Source organism: Amycolatopsis circi (assembly GCF_003385235.1).
GTDB lineage: Bacteria > Actinomycetota > Actinomycetes > Mycobacteriales > Pseudonocardiaceae > Amycolatopsis > Amycolatopsis circi.
The window spans coordinates 54,288-73,269 of sequence record NZ_PQIA01000019.1 but is presented as its reverse complement, the minus strand read 5'-3'; the positions used below and the strand labels follow the sequence as shown (position 1 = coordinate 73,269).

Annotated in this window: 18 protein-coding genes; 11 read left to right on the top strand and 7 right to left on the bottom strand. The window is 68.6% G+C overall.

Features of this window, described 5'->3' with window-relative positions; genetic code table 11:
* Positions 1 to 18 precede the first annotated feature (18 nt).
* Positions 19 to 2,016, top strand: coding sequence for a hypothetical protein (locus D0D37_RS10380; RefSeq protein WP_116200293.1), 1,998 nt, complete (start codon positions 19 to 21; stop codon positions 2,014 to 2,016).
* Positions 2,013 to 3,485, top strand: coding sequence for a type 1 periplasmic-binding domain-containing protein (locus D0D37_RS10375; protein ID WP_116200292.1), 1,473 nt, complete (start codon positions 2,013 to 2,015; stop codon positions 3,483 to 3,485). Before D0D37_RS10380 ends, D0D37_RS10375 begins: the two co-directional genes overlap by 4 nt.
* A 25-nt stretch (positions 3,486 to 3,510) precedes the next feature.
* Here D0D37_RS10375 and D0D37_RS10370 read toward each other — a convergent pair whose 3' ends face one another.
* Positions 3,511 to 4,071, bottom strand: a complete 561-nt coding sequence (locus tag D0D37_RS10370) for a 2'-5' RNA ligase family protein (protein WP_116200291.1) — start codon at positions 4,069 to 4,071, stop codon at positions 3,511 to 3,513.
* A gap of 97 nt (positions 4,072 to 4,168) precedes the next feature.
* On the opposite strand from D0D37_RS10370, the gene D0D37_RS10365 reads away from it, so the two are divergent.
* The 7 genes from D0D37_RS10365 to D0D37_RS10335 all read left to right on the top strand — a co-directional run bounded on the left by D0D37_RS10365 (position 4,169) and on the right by D0D37_RS10335 (position 10,837).
* Positions 4,169 to 4,855 (top strand): HAD family hydrolase, encoded by a 687-nt coding sequence (locus D0D37_RS10365; protein ID WP_116200290.1) that lies wholly within the window; start codon positions 4,169 to 4,171, stop codon positions 4,853 to 4,855.
* A gap of 44 nt (positions 4,856 to 4,899) precedes the next feature.
* Positions 4,900 to 6,285, top strand: a complete 1,386-nt coding sequence (gene cysS / locus D0D37_RS10360) for a cysteine--tRNA ligase (RefSeq protein WP_116200289.1) — start codon at positions 4,900 to 4,902, stop codon at positions 6,283 to 6,285.
* 31 nt (positions 6,286 to 6,316) lie between these two features.
* The gene (rlmB, locus tag D0D37_RS10355; protein ID WP_116200288.1) at positions 6,317 to 7,273 is read left to right on the top strand and encodes a 23S rRNA (guanosine(2251)-2'-O)-methyltransferase RlmB; all 957 of its coding nucleotides are present in this window, start codon (positions 6,317 to 6,319) and stop codon (positions 7,271 to 7,273) included.
* A gap of 36 nt (positions 7,274 to 7,309) precedes the next feature.
* Positions 7,310 to 7,981 carry a TetR/AcrR family transcriptional regulator gene (locus D0D37_RS10350; protein ID WP_116200287.1) on the top strand — a complete coding sequence of 224 codons (672 nt, stop codon included), beginning with the start codon at positions 7,310 to 7,312 and terminating at the stop codon, positions 7,979 to 7,981.
* A 724-nt stretch (positions 7,982 to 8,705) separates the two neighbouring features.
* A complete protein-coding gene (locus D0D37_RS10345; RefSeq protein ID WP_116200286.1) occupies positions 8,706 to 10,139 on the top strand; it encodes an MBOAT family O-acyltransferase in 1,434 nt (477 codons plus the stop codon).
* A gap of 114 nt (positions 10,140 to 10,253) precedes the next feature.
* On the top strand, positions 10,254 to 10,610 hold the full coding sequence (locus D0D37_RS10340) for a hypothetical protein (RefSeq protein ID WP_116200285.1): 357 nt from the start codon (positions 10,254 to 10,256) through the stop codon (positions 10,608 to 10,610).
* A gap of 14 nt (positions 10,611 to 10,624) precedes the next feature.
* Positions 10,625 to 10,837 carry a hypothetical protein gene (locus tag D0D37_RS10335; protein ID WP_116200284.1) on the top strand — a complete coding sequence of 71 codons (213 nt, stop codon included), beginning with the start codon at positions 10,625 to 10,627 and terminating at the stop codon, positions 10,835 to 10,837.
* Between the two features lie 536 nt (positions 10,838 to 11,373).
* Here D0D37_RS10335 and D0D37_RS10330 read toward each other — a convergent pair.
* From D0D37_RS10330 to D0D37_RS10305, 6 genes are read right to left on the bottom strand one after another with little or no spacing between them, the layout of a single operon-like run.
* Positions 11,374 to 12,024 (bottom strand): class II aldolase/adducin family protein, encoded by a 651-nt coding sequence (locus D0D37_RS10330; RefSeq protein WP_116200283.1) that lies wholly within the window; start codon positions 12,022 to 12,024, stop codon positions 11,374 to 11,376.
* Entirely contained in the window at positions 12,025 to 13,473 is a 1,449-nt protein-coding gene (locus D0D37_RS10325) for an FGGY-family carbohydrate kinase (RefSeq protein WP_116200282.1), read from the bottom strand. It lies immediately after the preceding gene.
* Positions 13,470 to 14,510, bottom strand: coding sequence for a 2-hydroxyacid dehydrogenase (locus tag D0D37_RS10320; RefSeq protein ID WP_116200281.1), 1,041 nt, complete (start codon positions 14,508 to 14,510; stop codon positions 13,470 to 13,472). The genes D0D37_RS10325 and D0D37_RS10320 overlap by 4 nt, the downstream gene beginning before the upstream one ends.
* A 53-nt stretch (positions 14,511 to 14,563) precedes the next feature.
* A complete protein-coding gene (locus tag D0D37_RS10315) occupies positions 14,564 to 15,019 on the bottom strand; it encodes a ribose-5-phosphate isomerase (protein WP_116200280.1) in 456 nt (151 codons plus the stop codon).
* Entirely contained in the window at positions 15,019 to 16,704 is a 1,686-nt protein-coding gene (locus D0D37_RS10310; RefSeq protein WP_116200279.1) for a dihydroxyacetone kinase family protein, read from the bottom strand. The genes D0D37_RS10315 and D0D37_RS10310 overlap by 1 nt, the downstream gene beginning before the upstream one ends.
* Positions 16,705 to 16,707: 3 nt before the next feature.
* Entirely contained in the window at positions 16,708 to 17,391 is a 684-nt protein-coding gene (locus D0D37_RS10305) for an HAD family hydrolase (protein WP_116200278.1), read from the bottom strand.
* A gap of 104 nt (positions 17,392 to 17,495) precedes the next feature.
* Between D0D37_RS10305 and D0D37_RS10300 the strand changes: the two genes are divergently transcribed.
* Together D0D37_RS10300 and D0D37_RS10295 are read left to right on the top strand one after the other, a co-directional pair.
* A complete protein-coding gene (locus tag D0D37_RS10300; protein WP_116200277.1) occupies positions 17,496 to 18,107 on the top strand; it encodes a histidine phosphatase family protein in 612 nt (203 codons plus the stop codon).
* 7 nt (positions 18,108 to 18,114) lie between these two features.
* Positions 18,115 to 18,909, top strand: a complete 795-nt coding sequence (locus D0D37_RS10295) for a DeoR/GlpR family DNA-binding transcription regulator (RefSeq protein WP_116200276.1) — start codon at positions 18,115 to 18,117, stop codon at positions 18,907 to 18,909.
* Positions 18,910 to 18,982: the final 73 nt, after the last annotated feature.

Here is an 18,982-nt window from a genome sequence, read left to right as displayed (position 1 = left end):
CCGGGCCAAAGGGGGACGATGCCCGTCGATGCGCATCGCTTGTCCGGAGTACGTTCGATCACCGGGAGGCTGGTCGAAGAACTGCTGAGCCGTCCGGGAGGGCAGAGCAGACCGCTGCCGATCGCGGTGGCGCTCGGCGTGCGCGGTTCGGGAAAGTCGGCACTGCTGGAGGAATTGCGCACCCGATGCGAGGACCTCCCGCACGCGCTCGTCGATTTCGAGCGGCGCGACTGGGAGCAGATTCAGCCGCGGGAACTGCTGGGCCACTTGGCGTTCGATCTCGGAAGGCAATGGCGGCAATTCGGCCGTATCGCGTTTCCCCGGCTGTGGCTGTGCATGCTCGTGCTCAGCGCGCCGGTGGAACTCGGCGACCGCAGGGCCGCGCTGCGCAAGCTCCGGGACCTGATCGCGAAAAACCAGCCGCTGGAACGCAATCGCGACACGATCGTGGACGTGGTCAAGCTCGTCGGCGGGGTCACGTCCGGCAACAGCCTTCCCGGCTGGAACGAGGCGACCGAACTGCTGCTGCGCGGACTCAGCTGGTACGACCGGCGGCGGCTGATGGGCAAGGTCAAGGCCATGCCGACCGGACACGGCAATCACCAGGACTTCCTGATCGAGATCGCCAAGCACGCGCACGGCGACGAGGACGACCGGGCCGCGGTCGACGCGATCATCTGCGACGCGTTCCTCGCCGATCTGCGCCGCGCGTACTCCGGCATCTCCGGCACCCGCCGGACGATGAATTGCCTGGTATTGCTGGACAACGCGCACACGAAGGGCGGACAGGACTTCCTGCGCGCGCTCGCCGAGTCGCGCAGGCACACGCCGGACGAGGCCGATCCGCTGGTGGTGATCGCGACGAGCCGGACGTGGAATCCGGACTGGGGCGAAAGCTGGTCGATGGTCACCGCGCATCCCGGCAGCGACCGGGAGATCCGCCGCAACCCGGAGCATCGGACCAGCGGGCTCGAATGGCCGGTGCCGCGGCTGCCCGCGCACGTGGAAACCGATTGGATCCCCGGTCAGCCGGACAACCGCTGGTCCCCGTGGTACCTGCTGGAACTCGGCACGCTGTCCACCGGCGACGTCGTCGATGTCGCCGCCGCGCACGACGTGCACCCGACGTCGCGGCTGCCGCGGTTTCTGTCCCGGCTCACCGACGGACACCCCGGCGCGGTGCGGGAAATCCTGCGGACTCTCGCCGCGCGATACGAATCGGCCAACCCGAACACCTTGCGGGAAGCCTTGTACACCACGGTAACCGCCGACGACGGCAGCGAGTCCACGTTGCTCGCCGAGATGTGCGACTACCTGCTGCAAGACTTTTCGACCGCGAGCCGCCAGGAACTCGTCACCGCGAGCGCCGCGGTGGACGTGGAAATGCTGTTCCACAAGGAAATTCTCGACCTGCGCAATCCGATGGGCGAGGGACCGCTCTTCAAGCAGCTCGCCGATCAGCTGTGGCTGCGGGCGGATCCGGACGATCCGTCGCGCTACGTCCTGCACCCGTGGCTGCGCCGGTTGCTGCTGCGGAAGCTGGCGACCCGCGCCGACGACCACCCGTTGAACTGGGAAAAGGTGCACACGCGCTGCCGCGATTTCTACGAGAAGAACGGCCGCGTCGCCGCCGCGCGCTACCACGATCTGGCGCTCGAAAACGTCGACGCGGTGGTGACGCATCTGTGCAAGCCGCTCAGCGCGGCGCACGCCGAGTTCGACGTGCCGACCGCGGAAGCGTGGCTCGCCGAACTGGACACGATCACCGCCGCGCCCAACCGCCTGGTGGAGAACGCGGACCCGTACACGCAGGTGCAGGAGCACGTCGGCGAATGGGAAGGCGAACTGGAGACCACCGTGGCGTGGCTGGTCGTTTCGCTGTGGCTGGCGCGCGATCCGCTCGGCGACCCGGGCGGCACCCTCAACGCCACCATCGAAAGCGGATTCCACCATCTGGCCCAGGGCCGGGGACGAGGATCGATGCTGCTGCACGAGCGAGCGGAGCGCTACCGATGACGCAACGGATCAAGCCGCCTCGGCCGGCCTGGGCGAAGTGGCTGTGGGGCGGCGGCGCGGTCGTGCTGGTCGTGGTCATCGTCGTCGCGGCGTTCGTGGTCGTCCCGGCGATCAGCGAGGCGAACCGCACGTGCGGTGCCGGCGTCGAGGAGCGCGGTGAGAATTCCGAATGCATCGGCACGACTGACGGCGAATTCGTGTTTTCTCCCGACCTCGCGGATGTGGAAAACAGAATTCATCAGGAAAATACCGAAACCGTCGGCTCCGGGAAACCGTACGTGACCATCGCGGTGCTCCTGCCGATGACGCTCACCGACCACGATATTCTTTCGCGCGAATGGGTGCGGCATCAGCTCGAAGGGGCGTATGTCGCGCAGCACCGGGCCAACAAAACGCAGTCGTGGGGCAGCGTGCCGCTCATCCGGCTGCTGCTCGCCAACCCCGGCAGCCAGCTCAAACAGTGGGAGCCGGTGGTCGACGACCTGATCGGCCGCACCGGAGCCGACCGGATCGTGGGCGTGACCGGGATCGGGCTGAGCCTCGACACCGCGCGCAGCGCCATCCAGAAGCTGTCCGACCACCGCGTCCCGGTCGTCGCCTCGCACCTGGCCGCCGACGAGTTCTCGCAGATCCCCGGGTTCCTGCGGGTCTCCCCGACCAGCTCGACCTACGGCAGTTCGATGGCGGGCTACGTGAAGCCGACCGCACACACCGCCACCGTCGTACAGGACCAGAACCCCGACGACCTGTACCCGAAGACGCTGGCCACGGCGTTCACCAAGACGTTCGCCGACGCCACGCACCGGATCGTCGGGCGCACCGAGTCCTACGACTCGAGCCTGCCCGGGATCGAGAACACGTTCCTGCAGATGATGCCCAACATCTGCGGCGACAACCCGGACGTCGTCTACTTCGCCGGCCGCGAGGACCACCTGAAGTCGTTCGTCGCGCAGCTCGCCCAGCGGCCGTGTCTCGACAAGCATCTGACCGTGCTGACCGGCGACCTCGCCCAGGTCGGCCCGCCCGGTCCGGAAATGCGCCGCGGCCTCCAGGCGAACGTCACCGTCCTCGCCCCCGGGCTCGCGCACCCGCAGGCTTGGCGCGACCATCCGGAGTCGTTCAACAAGGCGGCCGTCGCGAGCTTCGAAGAACCAGGGTGCGACGGCTGCTTCACGGCGGTCTTCCCCCGGGAGCGGCTGGACGACGGCATCGCGATCCTGGCGCACGACGCGGTGCTGACCGTGGTCTGGGCCATCCGCGGCATCCCGCGGGTGTCGCCGGAGCAGGTCACCGCCCAGGACGTGCTGCAGGCCAGGAACCGGTTGCACGGACAGTCCGCGGTCCCGGGAGCGAGCGGGATGATCTCGTTCGACGACCGCGGCGATCCGGTGAACAAGGCGGTGCCGATCCTGAAGGTCCGGCTCGACGCGACGCCGGAGTTCGTGGAGCTGTACGTCCCGGCCGCCTGACCGTCGACCTCGAATCGCCACGTGCCTACGCATCCCCCAACGCGAACTCGATCACCGTTCGCCACGACCTCGCCCCCGCGTTGCCAGCGATCAAGCGCACCCGGTTGATCTCATCGCGGATCGGCAGCTTCGACCGCACCTCGGCGGCTGCCCGCCGCAGCGCGGAATGATCACCAAGGCGTGTGCTCCCGACAGTGAGGTGCGGGATCAGCTCGGCATGGGCACCGCCATACGGCGGGTACTCGGGGAACCTGTGCCACACCAGTTCGGTCAACGTCCGGAAGGGCTCAGCCGGGTCAGGAGCCAGCCACGCCACCTCCTTCCCGAACCAGCCAACCCTCGAGAACGCACACTCGAACGAGCCGACCGCCGTCAGCGCCTCTCGCAAGTCTTCGACCACAGCCTCGGTGATCCGGTCCGGCGGGAGGAACGGATAAACGACCGTGACGTGCGCCGGAACACCCCACCAGGCCGAGTGGTCCAGGACTTGCCGGTAGCTGTCCACGACCGCGTCCGCGGCCGGTACCGGCACGATCACTGCCGTCTCGGTCGTGCCCGCCAGATTGTCCAGACGCACGTCAGTCATCAGACCACGCTCGCCCCAGCACCAGGAAAGGCGCGGAGGTGAGCCGGGGACCACAAACGGGCGGCATCGCACCCGGATTGCCGGATAAGGTTGGCGCGTGGCCATCAACGCGGTGTTGTTCGATTTCTCTGGCACTCTTTTCCGGCTTGAGCAGCAGGACGGCTGGCTCTCCGACGTCCGCGACGACGACGGTGCGGCGCTCGACGTCGAAGCCCAGACCGAGCTGATGCGGCGGATGACCGCGCCGGTCGAGCAGTCCGTCGAACTGGACGAGGAGCACCTGCACGCCTGGCACAACCGCGACCGCGACCCGAAGCTGCACCGGAAGGTGTACCTGGAGGTCCTGCGGCTGTCCGGCGTGCCGCGGCGCGACCAGGCCGAGGCGCTGTACGCGCAGCTCATCGCGCCCGACCAGTGGACGCCGTACCCGGACACCGAGGCCGCGCTCAAGGCAGTCGCGAGCAGCGGGCGCAAGGCGGGCGTGCTGAGCAACATCGCGTTCGACATCCGGCCCGCGTTCGGCCAGCGCGGCTGGGACGCGCACGTCTCCGAGTTCACGCTGTCCTTCGAGGTCGGAGCCGTGAAACCGGAGCCGGAGATCTTCCAGTCGGCGATCGAGCGGCTCGGCGTGCGCGCCGAGGAGACGCTGATGGTCGGCGACAGCGAAGAGGCCGACGGCGGCGCCCGTGCGCTGGGCTGCCACTTCGCCCTGGTCGACCCGCTGCCGACTGCCGAACGGCCGGACGCGCTGCTAGGCGTCTTGCGGGAGCACGGCGTGCTCTGACGTCCTGCGACGTCTCCCACAGTGCTCCCGGTACCCTTTACCTCGTGGCTTTGCACCTGTACGACACCGCGACCCGTGCCCCTCGGGAGTTCTCTCCCGTCCGCAGCGGAACGGCGTCGATCTACGTGTGCGGTGCCACCGTGCAGGGAGTACCGCATATCGGGCACGTCCGCGGCATGCTGAATTACGACGTGCTCCGCCGCTGGCTGCTCCACAGTGGACTGGACGTGCTGCTGGTCCGCAACGTCACCGACATCGACGACAAGATCCTCGCCAAGGCCGCCGACGCCGGACGGCCGTGGTGGGAATGGGCGGCGACGCACGAGCGGGCGTTCGAGAAGGCGTACGAGGATCTCGGCTGCCTCCCGCCGTCCGCCACGCCCCGTGCGACCGGGCACATCACGCAGATGGTCCGGCTGATGGAGCGGCTGATCGAAGCCGGGCACGCGTACGCCGTCGACGGCGACGTGTACTTCTCGGTGAAGTCGTTCCCGGAGTACGGCACGCTGTCGGGCCAGCAGCTCGACGAGGTCCAGCAGGGCGAGACGCCGACCCGCGGCAAGCGTGATTCGCGCGACTTCACGCTGTGGAAGAGCGCGAAGCCGGGCGAGCCGTCATGGCCGACGCCGTGGGGCGACGGGCGGCCGGGCTGGCACCTGGAGTGCTCGGCGATGGCGACCAACTACCTCGGCGCCGAGTTCGACATCCACGGCGGCGGCGTCGACCTGGTGTTCCCGCACCACGAGAACGAACGCGCGCAGTCGAACGCGGCGGGCGACGGGTTCGCCCGCTACTGGCTGCACAACGCGTGGGTGACCATGTCCGGCGAGAAGATGTCGAAGTCGCTGGGCAACACGGTCGCGATCCCGGCGATGCTGGAGCGCTACCGCGCGCCCGAACTGCGCTACTACCTGGTGCAGCCGCACTACCGGTCGACTGTCGAGTACTCCGAAGGCGCGGTTTCCGAAGCCGCGCAGGGCTACCGGCGGATCGAGGCGTTCCTGCGCCGGGCGGAGTCGGCAGGCGCGGTCTCCGTGGGCGAGGTTTCGACGGAATTCGCCGCGGCGATGGACGACGACCTGGCGACCCCGGCCGCGTTCGCCGTGGTGCACAACACGGTCCGCGACGGTAACGCCGCCCTCGACGGCGGCGACACCACGAAGGCGCTCGAATTGGCCGGCACGGTCCGCGGGATGACCGGCGTGCTCGGCATCGACCCGCTGTCGCCGGACTGGGCGGATGGCGGCTCGGACACTCCCGTCCGCGACGCGCTGGGCACGCTCGTGGAAGCCCTTCTGGCCGAACGCCAGGAGGCCCGTGCGGCGAAGGACTTCGCCCGCGCGGACGCCGCCCGCGACCGTCTCGTGGCGGCGGGGATCGCGGTGGAAGACACCCCGAACGGTCCGCAATGGACAGTCAGGAACTCCTGACTTCCTTCGCGGCAGCAGAGATTGAGGATTCATGGCAGGCAACTCACAGCGCAAAGGTGCCATCCGCAAGACCGGCACCAAGAAGGGCGCCGTCGTCGGGTCGGGCGGGCAGCGGCGCAAGGCGCTCGAGGGCAAGGGCCCGACGCCCAAGGCCGAGGACCGGCCCGGGCACAAGGCGTACCGCGCTGCCAACGCCGCCACCAAGCGCGACCAGGCCCGGCAGAAGAAGGCCGACCGGCCGGAGCTGATCGCCGGCCGCAACCCGGTCGTCGAGGCGCTGCGCGCGGACGTGCCGGGCACGGCGTTGTACGTCGCGCTCAACATCGACATCGACGACCGGGTCAACGAGGCCGTCCGGCTGGCCGGCGACAAGGGCATCTCGATCCTGGAGATCCCGCGCGAGGAGCTGGACCGCAAGACCAACCGGGCGATGCACCAGGGCCTCGGCCTGCAGGTGCCGCCGTTCGAGTACGCGCACCCGGACGACCTGATGCAGGCCGCGCGCGACTCGGGCAACACCCCGCTGTTCGTCGCGCTCGACGGCGTCACCGACCCGCGCAACCTCGGCGCGGTGATCCGGTCCGCCGCGGCGTTCGGTGCGCAGGGTTTGCTGCTGCCGGAGCGTCGCAGCGCCGGAATGACCGCCGTCGCGTGGCGTACCAGCGCTGGTACCGCGGCGAAGCTGCCGATCGCGGTCGCCACGAACCTCACGCGCCAGCTGCGCGCGTGGGCGTCGAAGGGCCTGATGATCGTCGGCCTCGACGCTGACGGCACGGTCGACATCGACGCCCTCGACCTGGCGGCGGACCCGCTGGTCATTGTGCTCGGCTCGGAAGGCCGCGGCCTTTCCCGGCTGGTCCGCGAGACCTGCGACGCGACAGTTTCGATCCCGATGGCCGCTGGTGTGGAGTCGCTGAACGCCTCGGTCGCCGCTGGCGTGTTGCTGGCCGAGGTCGCCCGCCGCCGCCGGATCGCCGGACGCGTCTGATTTCACTGGAATCACCGGCCTGTTATCGTCGATAACGTGCCCGAAGACGCCCGCGCCCGCATCATCAAGGCCGCCCTGGACCTGCTGTCCAGTGGCGGCCCGGACGCGGTGTCGACCCGCGCGGTGAGTTCAGCGGCAGGCGTCCAGCCGCCGACGATCTATCGGTTGTTCGGCGACAAGGACGGCCTGCTCGACGCCATCACCGTCCAGGGCTACGCCGACTATCTGGAGGAGAAAACGGCCCAGCCCCCCGCCGACGACCCCCTAGAGGATTTGCGGCAGGGCTGGGATCAGCATCTGGAGTTCGGCCTGGCGAACCCCGCGTTGTACCTGCTGATGACCACCCGACCCGGTCCTTCTCCGGCTTTGGAGAAGTCCCTGGAGATCCTCGCGGCGCGAGTCAGCCGCATCGCCTCGGCCGGACGCCTCCGGGTGCCAGAACCCCTGGCGGCGGCCTTGATCCACGCCGCCGGGTCCGGGGCGACGTTGAGCTTGATCACCACTCCGCCGGACTCCCGCGACCTGACGGTCTCGGTCGCGGCCCGGGAGGCGGTGATCGCCGCGATCAGCACGGACCGACCGGTGTCCCGGACCCCCGGCCCGGCCGCAGCAGCTACGGCTTTGCGGGCGGTTTTGCCGCAGGTTTCGGGGTTGAGTGCGGCGGAGAAGGCGTTGATGGGCGAATGGCTGGACCGGATCACTGATTGAGCCGGGGGTGGCTTCGCACGCCTCGGTTCGGATGGCTTCAGGCCTCGCCGCCCCCTCCGCCAGACCGACTGAGCCGGGTCGGGGGTGCTTCCGTCGGGACTTCCGCACCGGACTACCGCAGGCAGGTCTCGCCGCCCTCGACTCAGCCAATGCGACTGACCGAACCGGGCCCGGGAGTGCTTCCGCTCGCACCTCCGCACCGGACAACTCCAGCCAAGCCTCACTTCCTCCAAAACGCCTGACCAACCGGGGCGTTTGTTTGGATCTCCGCACCGGATTACTCCAGCCAGCCCTCGCCGCGCTCGACTCAGCCAGAACGGCTGACCGAACCGGACCCGGGAATGCTTCCACTCGCACCTCCGCACCGGACAACTCCAGCCAGGCCTCACCATCCCGGCTCCTCCAGAACGCTCCATCTCGCCAGGCCCCGCACCTAACCGCCCCCGGCCCGCCCGCCGGAATCCTCGCGCTGCTGCGTTGCGTGGCCACGGCTCTTCCCGTTAGCCGCCCCGGGTATCGCCCAACCCCAAGCCGCCCGGTCTCACCGACGTCCGCCGGACCACCTCGCGCCCCGCCGAGCCCATCCCGCTTCCCCACCGCGAGCGGCGAAATCCTCCCAAAACCATCACCCTCGGTGATTCGTGCTGTGATCCGTCGGGCATCGCCCCGCGAAGCCACCCGCTCGGGCTAAGGTCTCCTCCGGAACCGAGGGGGTCCGTCACCGATGTCGTTCGTTTCGCCGCTGTTCTTGTGGTACTTCATGCCCGCGGTGCTGATCGCGGTCCTGGTGTGCCCGCGCAGCTGGCGCAACGGCATCGTCGCGGTCGCGAGCCTGCTGTTCTACACGATCGGCGCCGGTCCCTACCTGTTCCTGCTGCTGCTCTGCATGGCAGTGAACTTCCTGGCCGGCCCGGCGCTGGAACCCAGCCCGTGGGACGTGCGCGGCCAGCGCCGGAAGCGGATTCTGATCGGCGTCATCACGCTCGACGTGCTCGTGCTCGTCATCTGGAAGTACGCCGGTTTCGCGACGCAGCAGATCGCGGCCGTCGCGCACTGGTTCGGCGGCGACCTGGGCGTCGCGAACATCGTGGTGCCGATCGGCATTTCCTTCTACACCTTCCACCACATCTCGTACGTGGTCGACATCTACCGCGGCGAGCGGCACGCGCTGCGCAACCCGGTGTCGTTCGCCGCGTACATCGCGATGTTCCCGCAGCTCGTGGCGGGTCCCATCGTGCGGTACCGGGAGATCGCCGACCAGCTTCCGCAGCGGCGTTCGCACCGCCTGGACGACATCGCCGCGGGTTTCCCGAGGTTCGCGCTGGGCCTGTGCAAGAAGTCGATCATCGCCGACTCGCTCAGCCCGATGGTCGAAGCCTGCTTCTCGACCCCGGCCAACCAAATGACGTTCACGACGGCCTGGCTCGGCGCGATCGGCTACACCCTGCAGCTGTTCTTCGACTTCTCCGGCTACTCGGACATGGCGATCGGCCTGGGCCGCATGCTCGGCTTCCGGCTGCCGGAGAACTTCGCCCGCCCGTACTCGTCGGTGACGATCACGGAGTTCTGGCGCCGCTGGCACATGTCGCTGTCCCGCTGGTTCCGCGACTACGTCTACATCCCGCTGGGCGGCAACCGTTCCGGCGCCGGAAAGACGTACCGGAACCTGTCGATCGTCTTCGTGCTGACGGGCTTCTGGCACGGCGCGCAATGGACGTTCCTGATCTGGGGCTGCTACCACGGCGCGCTCCTGGTCATCGAACGCCGCTTCAACCTCGGCGACTCCCCGGCCAAGCCAGCCGCCCGCATCGCCCGCCGGGTGCTGACGCTGATCCTCGTGGTGTTCGGCTGGGTCTTCTTTCGCTCCGCCGACCTAGGCCACGCGCTGTCGATGATCGGCCACATGCTGATCCCCGACTTCGGCGGCCTGGGTGACGTCGTGGAAAGCGCGCTGACGAACCAGCGACTGGTGATCCTGCTGCTGGCGCTGATCGTGTTCATCCTCCCGGCGCACCCGGTGACCGGCCCGCTGCTGGAATCGTCCCGAAGCCGCGGAGCGACGGCGCTGCGGATCGGGGTCATGACGGTGGGTCTGGTTTACGCGGCGATCTTGGTGGCTACGGGGACTTTCAGCCCGTTCCTGTACTACCAGTTCTGATCTCGCCTCGCCGCTCGCGACGGCAAAGGGAAATGCCGCGTAAGCCCAGCGCTATCAGGACTTCCGCCCGCCGAGGGTAAGCTTCGACCGTTGTCTAGCGGAAGGCCCGGAACGATGACCGACCCGCCGGAATTGGCTTCTACTCCGAACGTGATTCCGTACGTCGACCCGCATGACGGGCCTCGACGGTTGCTCACGATCGATATTTCCACGCATATCGTCCGAGCTGACACGTACATCCCGTTCGCGGGAATCGACGGTCGGCAATACGTCGTTTCCTGGGGTGCGGTGTCGTTCGAGATTCCCGCTGACCGCAACGTCCATGTCAGCGTGCGTCTGCAGAGCCACGGCGGGCCTGGTTCCACGCCGTCGCCGTTCGCGTCGATCATTTTGTATCCGAATCCGTTGCCGCAGCGACTGGCGACGCAGTTCGCGGGGGCGGGCATGGGGGCACTCGTCCCGCTGCCGTAAGAGGACCAGGGGGTATGGGCTATCCCGGCCTGCCCGGACCAACCAAACAGGCGCGGAATCTTGCCCTGGCGCTCACGGGAGCGCTCGGACTCAGCGAGATAGTCGTGCTCTGGGCCGAAGCCGCAACCATGATCAACCATAGTTGGAAAAGCGGCAGTTACGTGCATCCGCTGTTGGCCGTGCTGAGTATCGCGGTGCTGCCTGGAGCGGCATTGCTCGCGACGTGAGGTCTGCGCCCGGCGCGTTTTCTCGTGGTGCCTGCGGTTGTGCAAGCGGTGGTGGCAATTGTTTCGCTGTCGCGTTTGCTCTCTCGTCACGTGCTTGCCGTCGTGGAACTTCAAACTGGATTGCGGCGATCGTCGCCGGGCTGACGGCAATCGCGATGTTGCTGCCTCCGGTCGCCAAGGTGCTTTTGGGCGCGCAACCTGTCGGAACAGGCTACGGTCCAGCGGCTTGGACGGCAGCGCAGTTCACGCCGCGGGGATACGCCGGGCAGGCCGGTACCCGCCTCCACCGGGCACCGCATATCCGGGTCAGCCCGGGGTTCCGGTGCCGCCCGGATTTTCACCGCAGCCCTGGGCTCCTGATCAGGCTAGGCACCCGATGCCGCCTGGACCGGGATTCCTTGTCGCAGAACGGTTACCCGGTGCCGCAGGCTGCACCACCGCCTGGATACCGCCACAACCCAGGTATCCGCAACAGCCCGGGTGTCCGCCGGGACAAGCTGGTCAGCAGGGCGGGCCGCCACCCTCGCATTGATCAGTCAGCGTTGGCCATATCCTTTCAGTTTCTCCACCACGTGCTCGATTTCCGCTGGCGGCAACAAATTCGGAGTACCGGCGGAGCGGGCCTGCAGCCACACCTGGCAGACCCATTCCAATTGCTGCGCGCGGCTGTACGCACTCGACAACGTGTCGCCATAGGTGATCGTGCCGTGGTTGGCCAGGAGACAGCCTCGTCGATCGTCCAGGGCTTGCAGCATGGCGTCGGCAAGTTCGGTGGTGCCGTAGGTCGCGTATGGGGCTACGCGGGCCGTGGGGCCGATTGCCGCGAGCATGTAGTGGATCGGCGGGACCTCGGTGACCAAAGTGGACACTGCGGTGGCGTGCACGGAATGCGTGTGCACTACCGCGTTCACCGGTGCGCTCGCCGGGTCGGCGGCTCGGGTGTACACGGCCAGGTGCATCGGGAGTTCGCTTGTCGGCTTCAGGCTGCCGTCTGCAAGGTTGCCGTCGAGGTCTACTACGGGGATGTCGGCGGGTGTGAGGGCGGCGTAGTCGACGCCGGTGGGGGTTACGGCGACTAGGTCGCCTGCTCGCGCGGACACGTTGCCTGACGTGCCGACGACCAAGCCGTCCGAAGTCAGGCGGCGGGCGTACTCGCATACCGCGGCACGCTCGTTCTCCAGGATCATTCACAGCCTCCACAGTCCGCGCGCGGCAGACAGGGAAGCCTGGTAGTCGGCGTAACCGCGCTCGTAATCAGCTACATTTTCGGGCCGGGCCTCGACTGTTCGCGAGTTCGCGGCCCAGCGGTCCCGATCGTACGGCGTTCCCAGTGCGGCCGCGGCGGTGAGCACGGCGCCGCGGGCGCCGACGCCGGGGTCGCTCGGGATCACGACCGGGCGGCCGAGCACATCGGCGAAAATCCGCAGCCATTCGGGCGAACGGACTCCGCCGCCGCAGGCGTAGAGCTGCCCGGACAGGCCGGCTGCTTCAAAGCAATGCCGTGCGGCGTAAGCGATCGACTCGCACAGTGCCCGGACCAGGTCGGCTCGGCCGGTTTCCAGGCTCAGCCCGGAGAACTGTGCGCGCGCTCCGGCGTCGACGAATGGTGCGCGTTCGCCCGATACCGAAAGGAACGGCAGTGCGCGTACTCCGCGAGCGCCTGGCTTGCTGCTTGCCAGCAGCGGGTCGATTTCTTCGACGCTGATGCCCAGCAACTCGCAGGCCCAATCAATCCCGGCAGTGCCGACCATCGCCGGCATCGCGTGCAGGTACTCGTTTTCGTCGGGTGTGCACAGGAACATGCCCGCTGGTTCCGCTTCGGGGTCGAATGCGGGATCGGAGGTGAGCACCTGGCAGGCGAGCGTGGTCCCGGCGGTGAGGATGCCGTCGCCTGGTTTCCGTACGCCTGCACCGATTGCGCTGGCTGGCAGATCGAAAGGTCCTGCGGTGACCGGCAAGCCCACCGGCAACCCGAGCAGATCGGCACCGCGTCGGTCGAGCCGGAAGACCGACTTCGCCGGGGCCGGTTTCGCGAACAGTGACCGGCGATGCCCCAGTCCGCATGCCTCGATCGCGCCGTCGTCGTAGCTGCGGGTGGCTGGGTTCAGGAACGGCAGCGACGCATCCGAAACGTCGACCGTGATCTCGCCGGTGAGCCGCTGCAACACCGCGTCCACGCAGTACCCGGCTACCACGGCGCGGTCGAGCACCTCGGGCTCATGAGTATCCAAATAGGACATGATGGCCGCCGTGCAGCCGGGGAACATGCCGGAGCCGGTGCGGCGGAAGACTTCCGCGGTCACGCCGTCGGCCTGCCATTTCGCGAGCACCGTGTTCGCCCGGCCGTCGAGCCACGAGATGGCCGGGTGCACCGCGGCGCCCGTCTCGTCGCGGAGCCACAGCCCGTCGCCCTGGCCGGTCAACGCCAACGCGGACACCGGCTCGGGCAGGGCGGCCGCGACCTCGCGCACCACCGTCGCGACCGTGCCGACGACCTGGTCGAGGTTCTGCTCGACCCGGCCGCCTGGAAGGTGGTGCACCTCGGACGGCGTGCACGCGCTCGCGATGGAGCTGCCGTCCTCGTCGAACACCACGGCCTTGGTGAGCGACGTTCCGATGTCGACCCCGACTATCACGGCCGTCGCTCCAGCACCTCAGGATTCGCGAGGTTGGCGAGTTGCTCGCCGCGCGCGTACCGGCCGACCTCCGCGGCGACGATCGCGGCCGCCCGCTCAGCGGTTTGCCTGCTCGCGCCGGCGAGATGCGGGGTCGCGATCACGTTGGGCGCATCGCGCAGCGCCCAGTCCGCTGGCGGCGGCTCGACGTCGTAGACGTCCAGGGCGAGTGCGCCGAGCCGACCGGAGCGCAGAGCTTCGGGCAGCGGCGCGTAGTCGAGCAGGCCACCGCGGGCGGTGTTCACGAGGACCGCGCCCTGCGGCAGGAGGTCGAGCTTGCTCGCGTTGATGAGGTGCCGGGTTTCCTCGGTGAGCCGTGCGTGCAGGCTCACGACGCGGCTCTGCCTGAGTAGCTCGTCCAGCTCGACAAGCTGTGCGCCATCGGCCTCCACCGCGGCGCGGTCGGCATAGGGGTCAGCCACCAGGACGTTCGCCCCGAACGCGACGAGCACCTTGGTGACCCGGGACCCGATCGCGCCGTAACCGACGAGGCCGACCGTGGTGCCGCCCAGTTCGAGTCCTGCCTGGTCGTACGCGTAGTAGTCGCCGCGCCAGGTGCCGACGAGCAGTTCGGCCGAGGAGGTCGAGATCCGGCGCATCGCGGCCAGGATCATGCCGACCGCGAACTCGGCCGCCGCGCCCGCGTTGCGTCCCGGCGCGTAGGTGACGGCGACCCCGGCCTCAGTGGCGGCGACGAGGTCGACGTTCACCGGCCCGCCACGGCACACCGACACGAGCTTGAGCGCCGGCGCGGCGGCGAAGACCTTCTTGGTGAACGGAGCCATCTGCGTGACGACGGCCTCGGCACCGGCGAGTGCCTCGATCACCTGGTCCTCGGTACCGCTGGCTTCCAGCACGTTGCCGACCGGCCCGAACGGCTCGACCGGCCACGGCAGCGTCAGCTCGGCGACCCCGTGGTCGCCGCCGAGTTCCGCGCGGACGGCTCCGGCCAGCAGGCCGGGGCTGACGAAGTGGTCTCCCGCAGCGAGAATGTGCAACTCTGCTCCCTCACTCGCTCTGTGCCGATTGTGCGCCACGACGGACGCCTTGGTCAGTGGGCGTTCTCGTATTCGGTGATGTGCGCGACCTTGGTCGCGCTGGCCGACTCGGGGTCGAAGCGGTATCCGACCCATTCGGCCACGATCTTCTTCGCCACTTCGGGGCCGATCGCGCGTGCTCCGAAGGTGATCACCTGGCAGTCGTTCGACTTGATCGACCGCTCGGCGGAGTACGAATCGTGCGCGACCGTCGCCCGCACGCCGGGAACCTTGTTCGCCGAGATCGCCATGCCGATGCCGGTGCCGCAGACCAGGACGCCGCGGTCCGCTTCGCCGCGGGCGATCGCTTCCGCCGCGGCCAGCCCGAGCAACGGGTACGCCCGGTCGTCCGCCGCGTCCGGCACGCCGAGGTCGGTCACCTCGGCGACTCGCTCGTCGGCCCGCAGCAGGTCGCGCAGCTGATTCTTCAGTTCGACCCCGGCGTTGTCCGCCGCCACCACGATGCGCATCAGTCCGCGCTCCTTTCCAGCTCCTCGCCGACAGCCGTCACCAGCAGCGAGAACGACACCGCACCTGGATCCGAATGACCCTCGCTCCGTTGCGCGAGCCGCGCCGCGCGGCCCTTCGCCGGACGCAGGTGCGCGGTCTCCTGCGCGGCCACGACCGCGGCTCCGGCGGCTTTCCGCCATGCCTGCACTACCTCCGAACCCGTCTGCTCCCGCAGCGTGGCCCGGAACGGCTCGATCGCGTCGAGCATCGTCTTGTCGCCCGGTTCGGCCTTGCCCAGCTCGCAAAACGCCTGAACCGCGCCGTCGACCGCGTCGGCGAGCATTGCCGTGGTGATGTCCTCGGCAGCAACCCCGCGCAGACCGGCTCCGGTTTCCGCCAGCAGCACGCCGTACAGCGCGCCTGAGGCACCGCCAGCCGCATCGGCGAACGCGGTGCCGGCAGCCAGGAGCGCACCGGAAACTGTGTCCGGCTCGCGCCGCGCGGCGGCGACGGCGGCGCGCATCCCGCGGGTCATGCCGAGCCCGTGGTCTCCGTCCGCGGCTACCGCGTCGAGCCTGCCCAGTTCGGCTTCGTTCTCCTCGATGCTGCGCAAAGCCGCGGTGAGAACCCGGTCGACAACGCTGGTCCCCGGAGCCTCCGCGGTCAGCAATTCGTCCACTGTGGACTCAAGCTCGACCGTGGTCAGTTCGGCACCGCTGGTGCGGTATCCCGGGGTGTCGCACGGCGCGGCGTACAACTCGGCCAATTCGTCGTCCAGCACCAGGATCGACAGCGAAACCCCGGCCATGTCGAGCGAGGTCACGAACTCCCCGACCTCGGAGTGCACGGGGCTGAGCCCGGCCTGGGCGAGCCTTTCGTGCACGCGGGTGTAGGTGACGAACATTTCCTCGTATTTGGTGCGGCCGAGCCCGTTCACCAGCACGACCACGCGGCCGTCGCCCTCTGGCAGCTCCGGCAGGAGGCCGTCGACCAGTTCGTCTGCCAGCTCCGCCGCGGACAACCGGCCCACCGTGCGCACGCCCGGTTCACCGTGGATTCCGAGGCCCAGCTCCATTTCCTGGTCCGCGACAGTGAAAAGGGGCGCGTCCGCGCCGGGCAGCGTGCAGCCGCCGAACGCGACGCCGAACGTCCGCGTGCGCGCGTTCGCCTTCGCCGCGACCTCGTGTACTGCGTCCAGGCTGTAGCCGCGTTCCGCCGCCGCGCCCGCGATCTTGAAGACCAGGAAATCGCCTGCCACGCCGCGACGGCGCTCGGGCTCAGTCGCCGGACCGCTCGCGATGTCGTCGGTGACCAGAATGGTGCGGCTCGGAATGCCCTCCGCGGCCAGCCTGCGGGCAGCGAGTCCGAAGTGGAGCACGTCGCCTTGGTAATTGCCGAAACCGAAGAGGACACCGGCACCGTTGTCCGCCGCCCGCGCCGTGCGGTAGACCTGCTCGGCGCTCGGGCTCGTGAACACGTCGCCGACCACCGCGCCATCCGCAAGGCCGGGCCCGACGAGACCCGCGAACGCCGGGTAGTGCCCGCAACCGCCGCCGATCACGACCGCGACCTTCGGGCTCGCCGGAGCCTCGCGGCGCACGACGCCGTAGGCATCCGGCACCTTCTGGACCGTGCGGCCGTACGCGGTGACGAACCCGTCCAGCCACTGCCGCTTGAACGTGTCCGGGGAACCCAAGGTGGTCATGGTTCAGTCCTTCGCAGCCACCGGCTCGCCGGCCAGATAGGCCAGGAGCTTCAGTCGGACGTCGTCATTGCTCGCGGCCACCGCGCTGGCCAGCTCCAGCGCGTCCGGCTTCGGCGGATACGTCGGGTTGGGCAGCGCGATCACGGTGAGCCCGGCCGCGGCCGCCGCCCGGATGCCGTTGCTGGAGTCTTCGACCCCGAGGCATTCGCTGCCCGATTTGCCGAGCCGGGCCGCCGCTTCGAGGTACACGTCCGGGTTCGGCTTGCCCCGCGCGACCTCCGCACTGGACACCGTCGCGGTGAACTCGCCGGTGAGCTGGTGTTTCTCCAGCACCGCGTCGATCACCCGGCGGGCGGCCGACGACGCGAGCGCGACCGGAACCCGTTCGCTGACCTCGCGCACCATCGCGCCCGCACCGGGAAGCAGCGGCGCTTCGCCCGCGTCGATCGAGGCGATCATGCCGTCGACCACCGCGCGTTCCACCTCGACCGCCTGGTCCGGCACCCCGCACCGCCGCGCGAGATAACCGGCCCATTCAGGCGCGCTCATGCCTTGTACCGAGGCCGTGTCCTCCGCCGTCCACTCGACCTGGTGGCGAGCGGCGAAAGCGACCCAGTTCTCCTCCCAGAGGTGTTCACTTTCCACCAGGACACCGTCGAGGTCGAACACCACCGCGTCGAGCGTCATCCACCAGATCCCTTCAGAGAGCGAGCCCGTTTCACACGAGCAATGTTAAGTTAACAGCGAGATTGAGAAGTTCGCAAGGGTGTTCACACGCAAGGAGGGCACGAGTGGGCGCACGGCTGCTGCTGGCCAGGCACGGGCAGACCGAATGGCACGCGGAGAACCGCTACGCGGGCACGAGCGAGGTAGCGCTGACCGAGGAGGGGATCCGCCAGGCCGACGCGCTGGCCGCGTACGCCCGTCGGGTGAAACCGGACGGGCTGTTCTGCTCGCCGCAACGACGAGCCCGGCGCACGATCGAACCGGCGGCCGAGGCACTGGAGCTGGTCCCGGAAATCGTCACCGACCTGCGGGAAACCTATTTCGGGATCGCCGAGGGCCGGACTCGCGACGAGGTGTGCCAGACCGATCCCGAGGCGGTCGAACGCTTCCTCGCCGATCCGATCGCCGGCGCGTTCCCCGGTGCCGACGATCCGGCCGAGGCGGCCGCGCGCGGGGCTCGCGCGATCCGGGCGATTGCTGCCGCGACCAGCGGAACTGCCCTGGTCGTCGCGCACAACACGCTGCTGCGGCTCACGCTCTGCGAGTTGCTCGGCATCCCGCTTTCCCGCTATCGCAGCGTGTTTCCGCGGTTGGACAACGCGGCCGTCACCGAACTGGAGGTGAGCGGTGACCGAACTGCCCTGGTGCGGTTCAACCTCCCAGTCGAACCGCGATAATCACGGCATGTCGAGCGAAAAGCCTGCCGCCCACCCCCGCGAGAACCGTCAGCAGAAGCTGACCGAGCACGTCTTCCGGCAGGGTTCGGCGACCATCGGCGAACTCGTCGACCTGCTCGGCGTCAGCATGATGACGGTCCACCGGGACATCGACGAGCTGTCCCGGCGCGGCCTGGTCCGGAAGTACCGCGGCGGGGTCTCGGCGATGCCGTCGACGGTGTTCGAGAGCAATGCCGAGTACCGGATGAACGCGCACGTCGACGCCAAACGGGTGATCGCGATGCACGCGGTGGAGCAGGTCGAGCCGGGCATGTCGGTGCTGCTCGACGACTCCACGAGCGCTCTCGCGCTGGCCAGGCTCCTGGTCGAGGTGACGCCGCTGACCGTGGCCACGAACTATCTCGCCGCGATCGACGCCCTCAAGAACGTGCACGAACTGCGGCTGATCTGCATCGGCGGCGACTACTCGCCCACTCACGACTCGTTTCTCGGCATGCAGAGCATCGAGTCGATCGAGCGGCTCTCGGTGGACATCGCGTTCGTGTCCACCTCGGCGATGAGCACGTCGATGAGCTTCCACCAGGAGCCCGAGATCGTGATGATCAAGCGGGCCATGCTGGCCGCCGCGCGGCACAAGGTGCTGCTGATGGACCACAGCAAGATGAAGCGCACGGCGCTGCACCGGCTCGCGCCGCTGGACGATTACGACCTGCTGATCGTGGACGAGGAGACCGATCCGCACTACGTCGACGAGCTGCGCAGCCGGGTCGAGGTGCAGGTCGCCGAACATCCCGACAGCTGATCGACTTAATAACACTCTTGCGTGCGAAGTTCACACGGTCCATGATACGTTCGATCTCGACGTCATGGAGGCG